At 72.0% G+C, this 16,277-nt stretch carries 12 protein-coding genes; 4 read left to right on the top strand and 8 right to left on the bottom strand.

Annotated features, from left to right (window positions below; translation table 11 throughout):
- Positions 1 to 108: 108 nt before the first annotated feature.
- Together fxsT and AC061S_RS36355 are read left to right on the top strand one after the other, a co-directional pair.
- The gene (gene fxsT / locus AC061S_RS36360) at positions 109 to 4,125 is read left to right on the top strand and encodes an FxSxx-COOH system tetratricopeptide repeat protein (protein WP_478690152.1); all 4,017 of its coding nucleotides are present in this window, start codon (positions 109 to 111) and stop codon (positions 4,123 to 4,125) included.
- 107 nt (positions 4,126 to 4,232) lie between these two features.
- On the top strand, positions 4,233 to 5,129 hold the full coding sequence (locus AC061S_RS36355; RefSeq protein ID WP_478690151.1) for a DUF4231 domain-containing protein: 897 nt from the start codon (positions 4,233 to 4,235) through the stop codon (positions 5,127 to 5,129).
- Between the two features lie 38 nt (positions 5,130 to 5,167).
- Here the strand turns inward: AC061S_RS36355 and AC061S_RS36350 are convergent, their stop codons facing one another.
- From AC061S_RS36350 to AC061S_RS36330, 5 genes are all read right to left on the bottom strand, one after another.
- Entirely contained in the window at positions 5,168 to 5,647 is a 480-nt protein-coding gene (locus AC061S_RS36350; protein WP_478690150.1) for a hypothetical protein, read from the bottom strand.
- 114 nt (positions 5,648 to 5,761) lie between these two features.
- Positions 5,762 to 6,586, bottom strand: a complete 825-nt coding sequence (locus AC061S_RS36345) for a S1 family peptidase (RefSeq protein ID WP_478690154.1) — start codon at positions 6,584 to 6,586, stop codon at positions 5,762 to 5,764.
- Positions 6,587 to 6,785: 199 nt separating this feature from the next.
- On the bottom strand, positions 6,786 to 7,664 hold the full coding sequence (locus tag AC061S_RS36340) for a DUF1684 domain-containing protein (RefSeq protein WP_478690149.1): 879 nt from the start codon (positions 7,662 to 7,664) through the stop codon (positions 6,786 to 6,788).
- Between the two features lie 139 nt (positions 7,665 to 7,803).
- Complete coding sequence (locus AC061S_RS36335) at positions 7,804 to 8,688, bottom strand: S1 family peptidase (protein ID WP_478690148.1); 885 nt, start codon at positions 8,686 to 8,688, stop codon at positions 7,804 to 7,806.
- 377 nt (positions 8,689 to 9,065) lie between these two features.
- Positions 9,066 to 10,211 (bottom strand): DUF5685 family protein, encoded by a 1,146-nt coding sequence (locus AC061S_RS36330; protein ID WP_478690147.1) that lies wholly within the window; start codon positions 10,209 to 10,211, stop codon positions 9,066 to 9,068.
- Positions 10,212 to 10,495: 284 nt separating this feature from the next.
- On the opposite strand from AC061S_RS36330, the gene AC061S_RS36325 reads away from it, so the two are divergent.
- Positions 10,496 to 10,948: a cell division protein SepF gene (locus tag AC061S_RS36325; protein ID WP_267758884.1), complete on the top strand. Its 453-nt coding sequence runs from the start codon at positions 10,496 to 10,498 to the stop codon at positions 10,946 to 10,948.
- A gap of 68 nt (positions 10,949 to 11,016) precedes the next feature.
- On the opposite strand, the gene AC061S_RS36320 is transcribed toward AC061S_RS36325, so the two are convergent.
- Positions 11,017 to 12,186, bottom strand: a complete 1,170-nt coding sequence (locus AC061S_RS36320) for an acyl-CoA dehydrogenase family protein (protein WP_478690146.1) — start codon at positions 12,184 to 12,186, stop codon at positions 11,017 to 11,019.
- Between the two features lie 154 nt (positions 12,187 to 12,340).
- Here AC061S_RS36320 and AC061S_RS36315 point away from each other — a divergent pair, with 154 nt between their 5' ends.
- On the top strand, positions 12,341 to 13,333 hold the full coding sequence (locus tag AC061S_RS36315; protein WP_478690145.1) for a helix-turn-helix transcriptional regulator: 993 nt from the start codon (positions 12,341 to 12,343) through the stop codon (positions 13,331 to 13,333).
- A gap of 275 nt (positions 13,334 to 13,608) precedes the next feature.
- Here the strand turns inward: AC061S_RS36315 and AC061S_RS36310 are convergent, their stop codons facing one another.
- Positions 13,609 to 14,769 (bottom strand): phosphatase PAP2 family protein, encoded by a 1,161-nt coding sequence (locus AC061S_RS36310; protein WP_478690144.1) that lies wholly within the window; start codon positions 14,767 to 14,769, stop codon positions 13,609 to 13,611.
- A 236-nt stretch (positions 14,770 to 15,005) separates the two neighbouring features.
- Positions 15,006 to 16,121, bottom strand: a complete 1,116-nt coding sequence (locus AC061S_RS36305; RefSeq protein WP_478690143.1) for a glycosyltransferase family 39 protein — start codon at positions 16,119 to 16,121, stop codon at positions 15,006 to 15,008.
- Positions 16,122 to 16,277: the final 156 nt, after the last annotated feature.

Here is a 16,277-nt window from a genome sequence, read left to right as displayed (position 1 = left end):
CGCCCGCCCCCTTCCCGCCCACCGCGGGCGATACGGGCGACGGGTACGCCGGGTCCGGCCGCGCCGCCGGGCCCACCGACAACAACGACAACGACCGGGGGGACGCGGATGACATCGAGTCGTGACAGCCAGAGTCGTGACGGCCAGCACAGCAGCCGTGACGAGCACCGCGAGGGACGCATCGTCACCTTCTACTCGTACAAGGGCGGCACGGGCCGCACGATGGCGCTGGCCAACACCGCCTGGATCCTCGCCGCCAACGGCAAGCGGGTCCTCGCCGTGGACTGGGACCTGGAGGCTCCCGGCCTGCACCGCTTCTTCCACCCCTTCCTGGACCCCTCCACCCTCGGCGCCACCACCGGGGTCATCGACCTGATCAGCGAGTACGCGTGGGCCGCCACCAGCCCGGTGCAGCGCGCCGACGACTGGCACAAGGACTACGCGCGGATCCAGCCGCACGCCGTCTCGCTCACCCCCGAGACCCTCGGGTGGGAGTTCCCCGACGGCGGGACCCTCGACTTCGTCTCGGCGGGCCGGCAGAACCGCGAGTACTCGGCGACCGTGTCGACCTTCGACTGGGACAACTTCTACGACCGGCTCGGCGGCGGGCTCTTCTTCGACGCCTTACGGGCGGACATGAAGCGGAACTACGACTACGTCCTGATCGACAGCCGCACCGGCCTCTCCGACATAGCCGACATCTGCACGGTCCACCTGCCCGACGTCCTGGTCGACTGCTTCACCCTCTCCGACCAGTCCATCGACGGCGCCGCCTCCGTGGCCCGGCAGATCGACGAGCGGTTCAACGACCGCGGCATCAAGATCTACCCGGTCCCGATGCGCATCGACGAGGGCGAGAAGGAGAAGGCCGACGCCGGCCGCGCCCTGGCCCGGATCAAGTTCGACCGCTTCCCCAACGGCCTGATCGGGGACGACCTCACCTCCTACTGGGGCGCCGTGGAGATCCCGTACCGCCCCTACTACGCCTACGAGGAGACCCTGGCCACCTTCGGGGACGAGGCCGGGCTCACCAACTCCCTGCTCTCCGCCTTCGAACGGCTCACCGCCGTGGTCACCGAGGGCGACGTCACCTCGATGCCGGCCATCGGCGAGGAGGTGCGCCTGCGCATCCGGGACGCCTTCACCCGGCGCCGCCCCGCCCTGCCCGCGGACCTCTTCCTCTCCTACGTCGCCGAGAACCGCATGTGGGCCGACTGGATCGAATCGGTGCTCACCCGGGCCGGCTTCCGGGTCGTCCCCCGGGACGTCTCCGCCGAACGGGTCCCGGACACCGCCGGCGGGGACACCCTGGGCGGAACCGGGATCAGCGTCGACACCGCCGCGCGGACCGTGGTGCTGCTCTCCAGCGCCTACCTCAAGTCCGCCCGCGCGGTGGACGTGTGGGAGCGGGCCGCCGCCGAGGACCCGACCGGGGGGCGGCGCCAGCTGGTGCCGCTGCGGGTGGGCGACGTACGCCTGTCCACCCCGTACATCGACCGCAATCCCGTGGACCTGTTCCGCCTCGACGAGGTGCACGCCACGACCGCGCTGCTGCGTGCGGTGGAACGGCCGATGGCGCTGCCCGACACCGTCGCCAGCGCCTCCGCGCCCGGCCCCCGCTTCCCGGGGACGGTCCCGAAGATCTGGAACGCGCCGCCCCGCAACCCCGGTTTCACCGGCCGTTCCATCGTGCTGGAGCGGATGCGCGACCAGCTCGGCGGCGGCATATCCGTGGTGCTGCCGCAGCCCCAGACCCTCTTCGGGCTCGGCGGCGTCGGCAAGACCCAGGTGGCACTGGAGTACGTCCACCGCTTCATGGCCGACTACGACCTGGTCTGGTGGATCTCCGCCGAGCAGACCGACGACGTGGTCGCGGCCCTCGCGGAACTGGCCGTACGCCTCGGCGCGCAGACCGGCGAGGACATGTCGGCCGCCTCCCAGGAGGCGATCGACCTGCTGCGGCGCGGGGTTCCCTCCTCGCGCTGGCTGCTGGTGTTCGACAACGCCGACGATCCCGAGACGCTCAAGCGGTACTTCCCGCCGGGCGGCCCGGGGCACGTGCTGGTCACCTCCCGCAACCAGTCCTGGTCCCAGTACGGCGACGCCCTCCCGGTGGACGTGTTCCTCCGCGAGGAGTCCATCGAGCACCTCCAGCGCCGGGCCCCCGGGCTCAGCAAGGAGGATGCCGAGCAGGTGGCCATCGCCGTCGGCGACCTGCCGCTGGCCGTCGAGCAGGCGGGCGCCTGGATCGCGGAGACCGCGACCCCGGTGTCCGCGTACATCGAGCAGCTGGCCCAGCAGGCCGCCCGCGTGCTGGCGCTGAACCAGCCGCCCGGCTACCCGGAGCCGGTGGCCGCCACCTGGAACGTCTCCATAGAGCGGCTGCAGTCCCGCTCCCCCGCGGCCGTGCGGCTGCTCCAGCTGTGCGCCTTCTTCGCCCCCGAGCCGATCTCGGCGAACCTGCTGTACAGCAAGGAGATGATCGACGCCCTCAAACCGTACGACTCCTCCCTCCAGGAGAAGCTCGTACTGGGCCGCGTGATCCGGGAGATCGGCCGGTTCGCGCTCGCCAAGGTCGACCAGGTCAGCAACAGCATCCAGGTGCACCGCCTGGTGCAGGCCGTGATCCGGGCGCAGCTCTCCGAGGAGGAGCAGCGCGAGGCCCGGCACGCGGTGCACCGGATCCTTGCGGGGGCCCGGCCGGACGACGACGAGCCGATAGACAACCCGGAGACCTGGCCGCGGTTCAACACCATCTGGCCGCACCTGACCCCGTCGGAGGCCCGGTTCTGCAAGGAGCCGGAAACCCGCCGGCTGCTGATCGACCGCGTCCGCTACCTCTGGAAGCGCGGCGACTTCAAGGCCGCGTACGCGCTGGGCGAGGAACTGCGCGAGACCTGGCGCGAGACCCTGGGCGGCGACGACCTCCAGTACCTGTACCTGCGCTTCCACCTCTCCAACATCCTGCGTTCGCAGGGCCGGTTCGTGGAGGCGATGGAGCTGGACGAGGGCACGCTGGAGCGCCAGCAGGCGGCGCTGGGCGTCTCGCACCCGCACACGTACATGACCACCAGCGGTCTGGCGATGGACCTGGGCGCGCTCGGCCGCTACGGCGAGGCGATGGAGCTGGCCAACGCCGCGCACGAGGGCTTCGGGCAGATCTTCCACGAGGCCCACCCGCGCACCCTGGCCGCCGCGAACAACCTCGCGCTGAACCTGCGCATGATCGGGCAGTACGCGCGGGCCAGGGAGATCGACCAGGAGGTCTTGGACCGGCGCACCGAGGTGCTGGGCACGGACCATCCGTACACCCTGTCCTCGGCGCAGAACCTGGCGCGCGACCTGCGCGAGGTCGGCCGCTACGACGACTCGGTGCAGCTGCTGAGCCGGACGTACGAGATCTACAAGCGGACTCTGGGCCGGGCCTTCCCCGGCACCCTGTCGGCGGCCAAGAACCTGGCGGTCTCGCTGCGCAGGGCGGGTGACGTGGAGGACGCGCTGCGTCTGACGACGGCGACCCGCAACCGGTACCGGGCCAAGTACACCTCGGTCAACCCGGACCTCCTGGCCTGCGAACTCAACCTGGCCGCGGACCTGTTCGCGACCGGCGACCCGGGCGGGGCGCGGGACCTGGCCCAGGAGGTGGTGGACGAGTACGTCAAGGTGCCGGGCGAGCGGCACCCGTACACCCTGGCCGCGGTCAACAACCTCGCGGTGTTCCACTGGGGCACGGGGGCGGCGGAGACCGCCGATCCGATGCTGCGCCAGACCATCCGGCACATGAGCGAGGTGCTGGGCGACAACCACCCGCACACCATCTTCGCCAACCTCAACCTGGCCAACGCCCGGGCCGACCTGGGCGATCCGGAGGGAGCCCTGGAGCTGGAGCGGCTCGCGGTGATGCGGCTGCGCGAGGCGCTGGGCGTGCACCACCCGGAGACCCTGGCGAGCGCCTCCAACATGGCGGTCAGCCTGGACATGATGGGCCGCAAGGAGGAGGCGAACCGGGTCCGGGCCGAGGCGGTGACCGAGCTGACGCGGCTGCTCGGCGAGGACCACGGGCTGACGCGGTACGCCCGCGACGAGCGCCGGGTCCACCGGGACCTGGAGCCGCTGGCGGTGTGATCCGCGGGGGCGGCGCCCGCCGGGAGCCGCCCCCGCACCTCCCCTCCCCTCCCGATAGACACAGAACGCAGAACCAGCAGACTGGGGGGTTCGCTGTGAGTGACAGCATGACCTTTCGCAACGAGGACCTGCCGGCCCTCTTCCACCACACCGACCAGGCGGCGATCTCCCGGCAGCGGGAGTCCACCCAGGCCACCCGCGCCCAGCTGATGCTGCTCGTCGTGGCCGCCGCGATCGCCGCCCTGCCTGACGGGCCGAAGCTCGGCTCCGCCTACCTGTCCGGGCTCCTCAGCGTGCTCGCCTACGCCGGTGTACTGGGCGTGGGCGTACGGGCCACCCGGCGCCGGGCCCGCCCGCAGTGGCAGCTCAACCGCAGCGCCGCGGAGTTCATCAAGTCGCTGGCCTGGCGGTACGCCGTCCACGGAGCGCCCTTCGGCAGCGAGGTCCCGGGCGTCGAGGAGACGTACCGGACCCGGCTGGAGGCCGGACTGAACGAACTGCGCAAGATGGGCTGGGAGGATCCGCGGGCCGCCGGGCTGGTGCCGGAGGGCGGGGAGATCACCGGTGCGATGTTCCGGCTGCGGGGGCTGGACTACCAGGTCCGCAGGGAGACGTACGTCCGCGACCGGCTGATCGAGCAGCGCAACTGGTACCAGCGCAAGACGGAGGTGTCCCGGCGGGCGACGGCCCTGTGGTCGTGGTCGATCGTGCTGCTGACCCTGCTGGCGCTGCTGTTCGCCCTCTTCGGGGCGTTCGGTTCGGGTCCGGGGCCGGCGCTGACCGGGCTGCTGAGCGCGGCGGCGACGGCCGGCATCGCCTGGAACGAGGTGCGGCGCCACCACCCGCTGATCGAGGCGCACACCCTGATCGAGCAGGACCTCTCCGCGATGATGGTCGTGATGCAGACCACGATCACCGAGACGCAGTGGCCGACCGCGGTCTACGAGACCGAGCGGTACGTGTCCCCGCAGCACACGGACTGGCTTGCCCGGCACAGCAGTTGACGGTCGGCGGCGGCTGACGCGTGGGGTGCGGCCCGGGTTCAGTCCCGGGCCACGCCCTCCCGCCAGATCACGGTGACGGGCTTCCCGAGCGCGCGGGCGTAGGCGACGATCTCGGCGGTGCCGCCGTGCCCGCGGGCGGGCAGGCCGTCCCAGACGGCGACGAGGCGGTCGCAGGAATCGGCGATGTAGGTGCCGGCCGCGTAGTAGGCCTCGTCGGTGGAGCGGGCGAAGTCCATCCGGACCTCCTGGGCGGCCCGGAGCTTGAGCCCGAGGTACCGGTCCAGCGCGCCGCCCTCCTCGAAGCCCTCCTCGTAGTCCCCGCTGGGGATGACCACGGTGAGGTCCGCGCCGCATTCCAGCGCGATGGCGGCGAACAGCTGGTCGGCTCCCTCGGCGAGGCTGGAGAGGGCCTCCAACGGCCCCTGGTGGCCCCCCAGTACGGCCCGCAGGCCTTCCTCCACATGGCCGAGCAGCTCGTCCGGAATCGACCGGTGCCCGGTCACGCCGATTCGCTTCATGCGGAAACCCGCTCCCCCCGTGTACACGAACGCCCTGGACATCCTCCCAGAAGGCGGGAGGACGTCCAGGGGTGCGGCGGGGGCGCACGGGTCCGTGGCGCACCCGGGGCCGGGCTAGTACACGCTCACGCCGTACGCGTTGAGCGCCTCGACGACGGGCTGGAAGAACGTGGTGCCGCCCGAGGAGCAGTTGCCGCTGCCGCCGGAGGTGAGGCCGACCGCGCGGGTGCCCGAGTAGAGCGGACCGCCGCTGTCGCCGGGCTCGGCGCAGACGTTGGTCCGGATCATGCCGTAGACGACGTCGCCGCCGCCGTAGTTCACGGTGGCGTTGAGTCCGGTCACCGAGCCGCTGTGGGTGCCGGTGGTGGAGCCGCGGCGCGTGACGGACATGCCGTTGGTGGCGTTGACGGCGCTGGTGATGTCCTGACTGCCGACGGCGCCGGGGTGGGAGAGGGAGGCGTTGTCGTAGCGGATGAGTCCGTAGTCGTTGTTCGGGAAGCTGGAGCCCACCGTCGCGCCGATGACGGTGGTGCGGGCGGAGTTGGTCCACCAGGTGCCCGCGCCGTCGGTGCAGTGGCCGGCGGTGAGGACGTAATAGGTGCTTCCGCTGCGCACGTTGAAGCCGACCGAACAGCGCCAACTGGTGGCGTACTTGGCGTCGCCGCCGCTGAGCAGCTTCGTCAGTTTGCCGGGGGTACGCTCGATGCGCAGGGCGGCCGCGTTCGCTCCGGCCTCGCTGCGGATTCTGGCGATGGAGGCCGCCGAGACGGTGGAGTCGGCGGTGACCACCAGGGTGCCGGTGGCGGGGTCGGTGTGCCAGGCGGTGCCGGCAACGTCGGCCCGCAGGACCGAGGCGCCCGCGGAGGCGAGCCGGTCGGCGCTGAACCCGCCGTCGGCGTGCGCGGCCGTGGGGGCCGCGAGCGCGGCCACGGCGGCCATGCCGGTGGCCACGGCGAAGAGCCTGGAGCGGATGATGCGCTTGATCGTCACTTGTCGTCCTCCCGAGTGGGGGTCGGGGGCCCGGCGGGGTGGGTGTGGTGCCGGAGCCCGTGGAGGGCGGCCGGGAGCACGGCGGACGGGATGCCGTTCGACGTGCCCCTGACAAGCCCCGAGAGACGCTGACGGGAGTCTCCTGGTGTCAGATACCGCTAGCAAGGGCGCCTTTCAGCCGCCGCTCACCCGCCTCGATCCCGAAGGGCAGGGTGTTGCCGGGCGGAGGGAAGGGGCACACGAAGTGGTCCGCGAAGGCACAGGGAGGCAGCTGGACCCGGTTGAGGTCCACGGCGATCGAGCCGTCGGCGGCCGGGATTCCGGGCTTGAGGAAGCGGAAGCGGTAGCTGGAACGGCCGCCGGTGGCATCGCCGACGACCGCCCAGAGACTGCCGTCCTCCTCGTCCACCGCGACCCGCAGCGCGTGCCGGGCGCCCTCGAAGTCGAAGCTCAGCTCGCCGCCCAGGCCGAGCCCGCGCGCACGTCCGTCCACGTTCTCGACCTGGACCGTCCGGTCCTCCCCGTACGGGGTGAAGTGCCCCGGCACCGCGTACGCCGGGTCGTACGGGGTGGCCTCGATCCCGGTGAAGGCCGCGCGGCCCGGCGAGGCCGGATCGAACACGCGTACCGCCCATTCCCCTTCGCGCCGGATCACGACGAGCCGCACCTCCCCGGCGCGGAGCCGGGAGTGCGAGGGCGGGGCTTCGTCGGCGGCGAGGACGGCAGCGCCGGTGAGGGGTACGCCGTCCAGGGTGATCCCGTCGTCCGGGCCGGCGGTCAGGGTCACCCCGCCGGCGGCGGCCCGCCAGTGCCCCGGAACGGCCGGAATTCGACCTTCCGGGTAGTCGGCGAGCCAGTGGGTGCCGGTCAGCGCCAGCGGCCCGTAGGGGGCGGACACGGTGGCCACCCGATGCTCGTGCCACCGCTTCCAGGCCGTGCCCGGATCTTCCGCGTCGTCGGTGGCGTCGGTCTCACTGGGTTCGCCGGGTTCGCCGGGTTCGCCGGGTTCGGATGTGTCAGCGCTCATGCCGCTCAACCCTTCCACACCGGCCCGGCCCGAAACCGGAAGGCTCACGAAGCGCCACGAACGCACGCACACCCGGACGCACAGGACCTCCTCCCGGCGAGCGGGAGGAGGTCCAGGGATGAAGCGGGTGCGTGTGGGTTTAGTACACGTTGACGCCGTAGCGGGTGAGCGCTTCCTTGACGGGCTGGAAGTAGGTGGTCCCGCCCGTCTTGCAGTTGCCGCTGCCGCCGGAGGTCAGGCCGACCGCGCGGTTGCCCGAGTAGAGCGGACCGCCGCTGTCGCCGGGCTCGGCGCAGATGTTGGTCCGGATCATCCCGTGGACGATCTCACCGTTGCCGTAGTTCACCTTGAAGTTCAGGCCGGTCACCTTGCCGCCGTGGGTACCGGTGGTGTTGCCGCGGCGCTTGACGGCCAGGCCCACGGTGGCGTTGATGGCGGTCGCGATGTCCTGGTTGCCCACACTGCCCCAGTGCGAGAGGGCCTTGTTCTCGTACTTGACGAGCCCGAGGTCGTCGCCCGGGAAGCTGGCACCGGCGGTCGGGCCGATCTTGGTGGTCCGCGCCGCGTTGGCGTACCACGTGCCCGCACCCTTGGTGCAGTGCCCTGCGGTCAGGGCGTAGTACGAGGTGCCCTTGCGCACGTTGAAGCCGAGGGAGCAGCGCCAGGACGTGGTCCAGATGCCGTCGCCGCCACTGATCAGCTTCGACAGCTTGCCGTGGGTCCGCTCGACGCGCACCGCCGAGGAGTTCGCCCCGGCCTCCTTCTTGATCTTCGCTATGTTCGCGTCCGAGACGGTGGAGTCCGCGGTGACCACGAGGGTGCCCGTGGCGGGGTCCGTGCCCCAGGCGGTGCCGGCGATGTCGGCCCGCAGGAGCGAGGCGTCCACCGCGGCGAGGCGCTCGGCGTTGACGCTGCCGCCGCTCGGGGCCTCGGCCGCCGTCGCGGGACCCGCGAGGGTGGCCACGGCCGACAGGCCGACGGCCGCGGCGAAGAGCCGGGAACGGAAGATGCGCTTGATCGTCACTTATTGTCCTCCCGAAGGGAATCGAAGCCCGGGGTGAGGTGCGGTGCCCGGGCTTGTGCGGGCACACCAGGGACCGCGGCCGGCGGATCGCCGTTCGCCGTGCCCCTGACAAACCCCGTAAATGCTATCGAAGGTTTTCCGTCGGCAGCCTCGCAGGGCAAGGGCAACTTCAGGCCACTGTCCGCTCCCGGCCGACCGTCCCCGTCGACAGGCCCCCTTGCCGCAGCCCAGGCCACATGACCCCCCGTTGCGCACCGGCCGCCGGAACGGCCGGAAATCACCCTGCCGGATCGTCGGCGCCAGAGGGTGAACCAAGCCCGAACCAAGCCACAACCACACAGGCCCCGAGCCGGGGCCGAAGCGGAGCCGGAGCGTCCTCAGCAGCCGTCGCAGGGGCAGCAGCAGCAGTCGCCGCAGCCGCAGTCACAGTTGCAGTTCGGACCGCAGTCGCAGTTGTTGCACCACGCGTCCCTCTTCTTGCGGGACCACGGACCCTCGTGGTCCGTGCAGCACAGCTGGCAGGTGCAGAAGAGCCCCAGGGCCACCGCGCAGCCCGGCAACAGGTCGCGGCGCGGCTTGCGCGGGGGCGCCGGGGGCGGGCCGAAGTCCACCGGGGGCGGGCCGAAGGAGCCCTCGGGGCCCGGGTCCGTCACCGTGTGCGCGCAGCCGGCGGTCCCGAAGGCCCGGTCCACCGAGGTGCGCAGCTCGTGCACGAGCAGCCGGTGGGCGAGCCCCGCGTCGGCGAACTCCACCTCCCGCAGTGCCAGCCGGATGCCCCGCAGGGCGTCGTCGCACAGCCTGCGCGCCTCGGTACGGGACGTCCCGGTTGCGGTCAACGGGTTCCAGGCACCCGCGGCCGCGTCCGCCGCCTGGTCCTCGACGGCGTCCAGCAGGTGCGCGAGCCGCCCGAAGTAGCGTCCCGCCTCGGCGAGCGCGGGGGCGTTGCCTGGCCGCCCGGCGAGGGTCGCGGTATGGGCGAAGGCGGCGGCCGTGGCGGTCTCGGTCGGCTCGGTCACCACGAGCACCGGAGTGCCGGCTCCGGCCAGGCTCTCGATGCCCGCCTGCCGGTCCACGGCGTCGACGAGCACGGCCGTGTCGAAGCCGAGCGAGGCCCCGGTACGGGCGCCCGCACGGTCCCAGCCCCTGGCCACCCGGCGCGCCGCGAGGGCGATCGGGGCGCGGGCCAACAGCCCGTCCCGGTCGGCCACGTGGTCGCGCACCTTCGCGGAGGCGAGGACCAGCGAGACCGCGGCGGCGAGCCGCGCGCCCTCGCCGTTGGCCACGGCGGCGGTGCGCATCCCGCGCAGTGGACAGGGTCCGGCGGTGCGCCGGGAGCCCGGGGCGGGTCCGGACTGAGCCTCCGTCAGAACGGAGACGAGCAGCCCGTCGTAGTTGGTCACGATCCTCGCGAACTGGCCGTGGTCCCCCCGAAGTGCCAGGCACAGCCCGCAGAGATGGGCCATCCACTCCGTCTTGAACCGATCGCCGAGGCGGTGCGTGCATGGTCTGACGATGCCGAACAAAACGATTCCCCCGTGTGTCATACGCGTGCTCGACGGGCATCGTAGCGAGACCGCGCGTCACCCGTACGTCCCCGTCGCTCACCCGTACGGCCGCACTGGTCGTATTTTCACTCAGTCAGCAGCGGTACCCGCTGGGATCCTTGACCGTGCAACGGATGTTCTGCACCAGTACCGTCACGAAACCCCTGCGCGGCGACTATCCACTTGGCGCGTTGTCAGCATCATGGACGACGATAGGGACGCGGAAGAGAAGACAGAACTGACCGCGATGAAAGGAGGCGTCCATGGGTTCGGTGCGCAAGGCGAGTGCCTGGCTGGGTCTCGTAGAGGACAGCGACGACGAGCGTTACTACGACGACGACTACGCGGAGGCCCCGCAGGGGGGTTCGGTGGTCGGCCCCGGCGAGCAGTGGGTCACGGACCCGCGCGTCAAGGTGGCGTCGGAGTCCGCCGTCGATCAGGGCCGCCGCATCGCGACGGTCACCCCGGACGGCTTCCGCGACGCCCGCGGCATCGGCGAGCTGTTCCGCGACGGTGTCCCGGTCATCGTGAACCTGTCCTCGATGGACCCGGGCGACGCGAAGCGCGTGGTCGACTTCGCCGCCGGTCTGACCTTCGGTCTGCGCGGTTCGATCGAGCGGGTGGCGACCAGGGTCTTCCTGCTGACCCCGGCCGACACCCAGATCGTGAGCGGCGAGTCCGGCGGCCGCTCGCGCGACTTCTTCAACCAGAGCTGAGCAAGGCCCTCACCGGCCGCCTCCGGCTCCTTCCGGCCCTCCCGGCATCCTGTTTGGCCGCACCCGGCCTAGCGGAAGGCGTCGAGCCCGGTGAGCGCCTTGCCCAGCACGAGCTGGTGCATCTCGACGGTGCCCTCGTAGGTGAGGACCGATTCGAGGTTGGTGGCGTGCCGCATGACGGGGTACTCGAGGGAGATCCCGTTGGCACCCAGGATCGTCCGCGCGGTGCGACAGATCTCGATGGCCTCGCGGACGTTGTTGAGCTTGCCGAAGCTGATCTGTTCCGGCCTCAGCGTCCCCGCGTCCATCCGCCGCCCCAGGTGGTGGGCAAGCAGGATCCCCTTGTGGAGCTCCACCGCCATGTCCGCGAGCTTGGCCTGGGTGAGCTGGAAGCCGCCGATGGGCCTGCCGAACTGCTCGCGCGTCTTCGCGTAGCCGAGCGCCGACTCGAAGCTGGCGCGTGCCGCGCCCATGGAACCCCAGACGATCCCGTACCGCGCGTGGCTGAGACAGCCGAGCGGCCCCTTGAGCCCGGTGACGCCCGGAAGCACCGCGTCGGCGGGCAGCCGTACGTCGTCCAGGACCAGCTCGCTGGTCACCGAGGCGCGCAGGGACCACTTGTGCTTGATCTCCGGGGCGGAGAACCCCGCCGCGTCCGTGGGGACGGCGAACCCGCGGATCCCCTCCTCGGTCTGCGCCCAGACGACGGCCACGGCGGCCACCGAGCCGTTGGTGATCCACATCTTGCGGCCGTTCAACACCCAGTCGGTGCCGTCCCGCTTGGCGTGGGTGCGCATCGCGCCGGGATCCGACCCGACGTCCGGCTCGGTCAGCCCGAAGCAGCCGATGAGCTCGCCCGCGGCCATGCCGGGCAGCCACCGCTGCTTCTGCTCCTCGGAGCCGTACTTCCAGATCGCGTACATCGCGAGCGAGCCCTGTACGGAGACCAGCGAGCGGATCCCGGAGTCCGCGGCCTCCAGTTCCAGGCAGGCGAGCCCGTACTGGACGGCGCTCGCGCCCGCGCAGCCGTAACCCTGGAGCGACATGCCGAGCGCCCCGAGGGCGCCGAGCTCCTTGGCGATCTCCCGGATCCCGGGCAGCTCGCCGTTCTCGTACCACTCGGCGATGTGCGGCAGGACCCGGTCGGCGGCCCAGCCGCGGACGGTGTCGCGGATCGCGAGGTCCTCGGGAGTGAGGAGTTCGTCGAGCCCGAGCGGGTCGGTGGGAACGAAGGACACTGCGCCTCCTGGCAGGCCGGATCACAAAACCTAGCGCCGCAAGTTTGTCGTCCCGCCCGTCCGGGGTCCACCCGCTTCGGGTGTGACCCCGGTCCTGTGACCCGGTCCTGTGGCCCCGGTCCCGCGGCCCCGGCCGTGCGGGCAGACTTCGGACATGCTCGATACTTCCGCGCGGCTGCTGCGCCTGTTGTCACTGTTGCAGGCCCACCGGGAATGGACCGGGGCCGACCTGGCCGGCCGGCTCGGCGTCACGGCGCGGACCGTGCGCCGGGACGTGGATCGGCTGCGGGAGCTCGGTTACCCCGTGAACGCCAGTCCGGGCACCGGCGGCGGGTACCAGCTCGGGGCCGGGGCCGAGCTGCCGCCGCTGCTGCTCGACGACGACGAGGCCGTCGCCGTGGCCGTGGGGCTGCGGACCGCCGCCGGGAACGGCGTGGAGGGCATCGGCGAGGCCTCCGTACGGGCCCTCGCGAAGCTGGAACAGGTCCTGCCCTCGCGGCTGCGGGCCCGGGTGTCCGCGCTGAACCGGTTCACCGTTCCCATGCTCCGCGGGGCGGGCGCGTCCACCGTCGACTCCTCCGTGCTGACCGAACTGGCCGGCGTCTGCCGCGACACCGAGCGGCTGCGCTTCGACTACCGGGACCACGGGGGCACCACCACGCGCAGGACCGTGGAACCGCACCGGCTGGTGTGCACCGAGCGCCGCTGGTACCTCGTCGCCTGGGACCTGGACCGGGAGGACTGGCGGACCTTCCGGGTCGACCGGATCGAGCCCAGACCCCCGCACGGACCGCGCTTCACCCCGCGCCCGCCGCCCGCCGAGGACCTCGCCGCGTACGTCTCCCGCGGCATCTCCCAGCGGGCGTACGCGGCCCGGGCGGTCGTCCTGCTGCGGGTGCCGGCCCAGGAGGCGGCGCGGTTCGTGGGGCCGGCCGACGGGACGCTGGAACCGCTCGACGAGGAGAGCTGCCTCCTGCGCACCGGGGCGGTCAGCCTCGATGTCCTCGTGATTCACATCATGCTGATCGGGTGTGAGTTCGAGGTGGTCGAGCCGGCCGAGCTGAAGGACCGGATCCGGTCCGCGCGAGATCTGCTCGGCAGGTCTCTGGAACCGCGCGAAGCAGCCGGAGAAGTGAAGGATTTGTAAGGAAGCGAAGGGGGCCCGGAGCGCACTGCGGCCACAATTCCGGGAAGTTCCGGAGGAATTCGAAACAGAATTCACCCCGGGCGTGTCGCGGGACGGGAAATAAAAGGTCCAGACGAACTCCGCCGGGGGAGACTGTCGACAATCCGTGACACAAGCGTGACCCGGTATGGAGGAACGTCCGGGCGCGCCGCTGACGTTCCGGGCCTTTCGTGTCCGGCCCGGCCCCGGAGGCCCCGCCGTGGAGGTGCGAGCGGAGGGGGTGCGTACCGTCCGGCTCAGCCGCCGGTGGCCGGGCGGGGCGCCGCGCCGCGCGCCGGGGCGCGGTCGGCGTGGGCCGGGCGGCGGCTGCCGGCCGGGGTGAGCGGGGTGCGCTCGGAACGGATCAGGTGCGGACGGCCTGAGAGGTGGGCGGCGGGCCGGGCGGCCGGCTGGCGCCCCGCCGTCTGGGCGGAAGCGGAAGCCGACGCCGGGACCGGAACCTGCGCGGGCTCGGCCGACTCCGGCTGCCGCAGGACGACCACGGGCTGCACGGACGGCGCGGGCTGTACGGGGTGTACGGGCTGTGCGGCCTGCCGCTCGGACGGCTCGGCGGCGGCCCGCTGGAGCCGCCACTTGCCGCCGGCCGAGAGCAGCGGGACGAGCAGTCCCGTGAGGGCCTCGGGCACCTGCCCGGCCTCCACGAGGCTGCGCAGCCGCGCGCGCAGGTCGAAGACGTGGGCCTCGACCAGGGCGATGAGCGGCTCGAACCACGGCAGCGCCAGCAGCACGAGCAGGCCGGCGAGCCAGCCGAGCAGGACGTCGCTGACCCAGTGGGTGCCGAGGTAGACGGTGGTGGCGCCGACGCTCAGGGAGACCACGGCGGAGACCAGGGAGAGCACCCGGCGGGTGACCGTCGTGGAGGCCAGGTAGGCCAGGATTCCCCAGGTCACCACGGCGTTGGCGGTGTGGCCGGAAGGAAATATATCGCCGCCCGCGAAGAGCTCGGCGGAGCCGATCTCCGTGGCGTAGTGCGGACCGAGCCGGCCCAGGCCGAGCTTGACGGCGCCCACGGTGACGTTGAGCAGCAGCAGCGCCACGCCGAGGGTGATCAGCGGGCGGAGGGTGTGCTGCCGCCAGGACCGCCAGCCGAGCCAGGCCGCGACCATGACCGCGGTGGGGCCGCGCTGGCCCAGGACGACGAGGTAGTCGAGGAAGGCGTGGAGCTGCGGCCACTGCTCGTAGGGCCGGAAGAACATGACCTGCCAGTCGAGGCGGACGAGCCACGAGGTGGTCAGGACCGCGACGACGATCGCGAGGTAGAAGGCGAGGCTCGCTCCGAGGAGCACGACGCGGTGCCGGCTCATCCGCGGTGTTTGCAGATGAGCCGGTCGCTCTGGTTCCCGGTCCAGCCGGGCGAACACCCGCTCCAGTCTGGGCAGGATTTGGTCGGTACGCACTCAATCGACGTTACCGCGCGCCGATGGGCGGCCCGGTCGAATCACGGGCTTTGTGATGACCATGTGATGTGGAGTTGGTCTCACGCGGGACTTAATTCCCGGTATTCAGCCTTTGGTTGGAGCCGGGAAGGTCCCTTCCTCCGGTCTTTTCCTCGCATACTTACGCCGCATTTATCACGGCCGGTCAATTGCTTTGCCCAAAGATGGAACGGAACGATCCATTCCGTGATCTCGGCCTACGGCGGCCCCGAACCGTTCAGCCAGAAGGCCCCGTACGCGGCCGAGGCGGCCGCCGCCGCGACCAGCACCGCGGCCGCCCGGCCCGTCCGCCACCGGGCGAGCGCCACCGCCGGCGGGAACACCAGCGGGAAGGCCGGCAGCAGCAGCCGGGGCTTGGAGCCGAAGTACCCCGAGGCGCACAGGGCCAGCGCCACCACGATCCCGGCGTAGACCAGCAGCGGTACCGGCTGGCGCCGCCGCACGCAGAGCGCGTACAGCCACAGCACCAGCGCGACCCCGGCGATCAGCCCGATCCCGGCGGGGAAGGCCGGCGAGGCCAGCCGCGCCCCGATGAACCGGGCGAACGCCCAGCCGCCGTCGAAGCCGTTGCCCCAGCCGCCCTGCACGTCGAGGTACCCGGTCAGGCCGCCGCCGGTGCGCGCGCCCACCCACAGCACGTACGCCGCCGCGCCGAGGGGGGCCAGCAGCGCCCCCGCCACCGGCCGCCAGGAGCGCGGCCCGCCGCGCAGGGCCAGGACGGCGGCCACCCACACCGCCGCGACCACGGCGGCCCCGACCGGGCGGGTCAGCCCCGCCCCGGCGGCGAGCAGGCCGGCGGTGAGCCAGTGCCCGCGCAGGACCCCGTAGAGGCTCCAGGCGGCCAGCGCGGTGAACAGGGACTCGCTGTACGCCATCGACTGGACGATCCCGACGGGCAGCGCGGCCCAGACCGCGACGGCGAACACCCCGGCCCGGCGGCCGTGGAGGAACTCCGCGACCGCGAAGATCCCCCAGGCCGCGGCGAGCCCGGCGAGCGCCGACACCACCAGGCCCGCGGATCCGTGGCCGAGCCCGGTGACGGCCGAGACCAGCCGCTCCAGCCAGGGCAGCAGCGGGAAGAAGGCCAGGTTGGAGTGGACGTCGCCGTTCGGGAGCGCCACCTCGTACCCGTACCCCTCGGCGGCGATCCGGGCGTACCAGAGGGAGTCCCAGCGGGCCGAGAGCAGGGTGTGCGCACTGCTGCCGGCCACCGCCCCCCACACCGCGAGCACGGTCAGCCCCAGCAGCCGAACCGCTACGAACACGGCCAGAGCGGGCGCGGCCCGGCGAAATCCAAGATCCTTCACGGGCATGATTATCGAGGTCCGGGGCGTTCGCGCCCGGGCAGGAAGGGCCGAGGTGGGACGAGTGGCGCACACCACAGCACAGCCGGCGGCGGGATGAGAGCTTGACCACGTGTCTGACAGCCGAACTCGCGTACGCTGACCCTTCACTCGCGTGTCGACGCC

The organism is Streptomyces sp. CA189 (assembly GCF_056428985.1).
The sequence above is the reverse complement of the archived record's forward strand: the minus strand, read 5'-3'. Positions and strand labels throughout refer to the sequence as shown.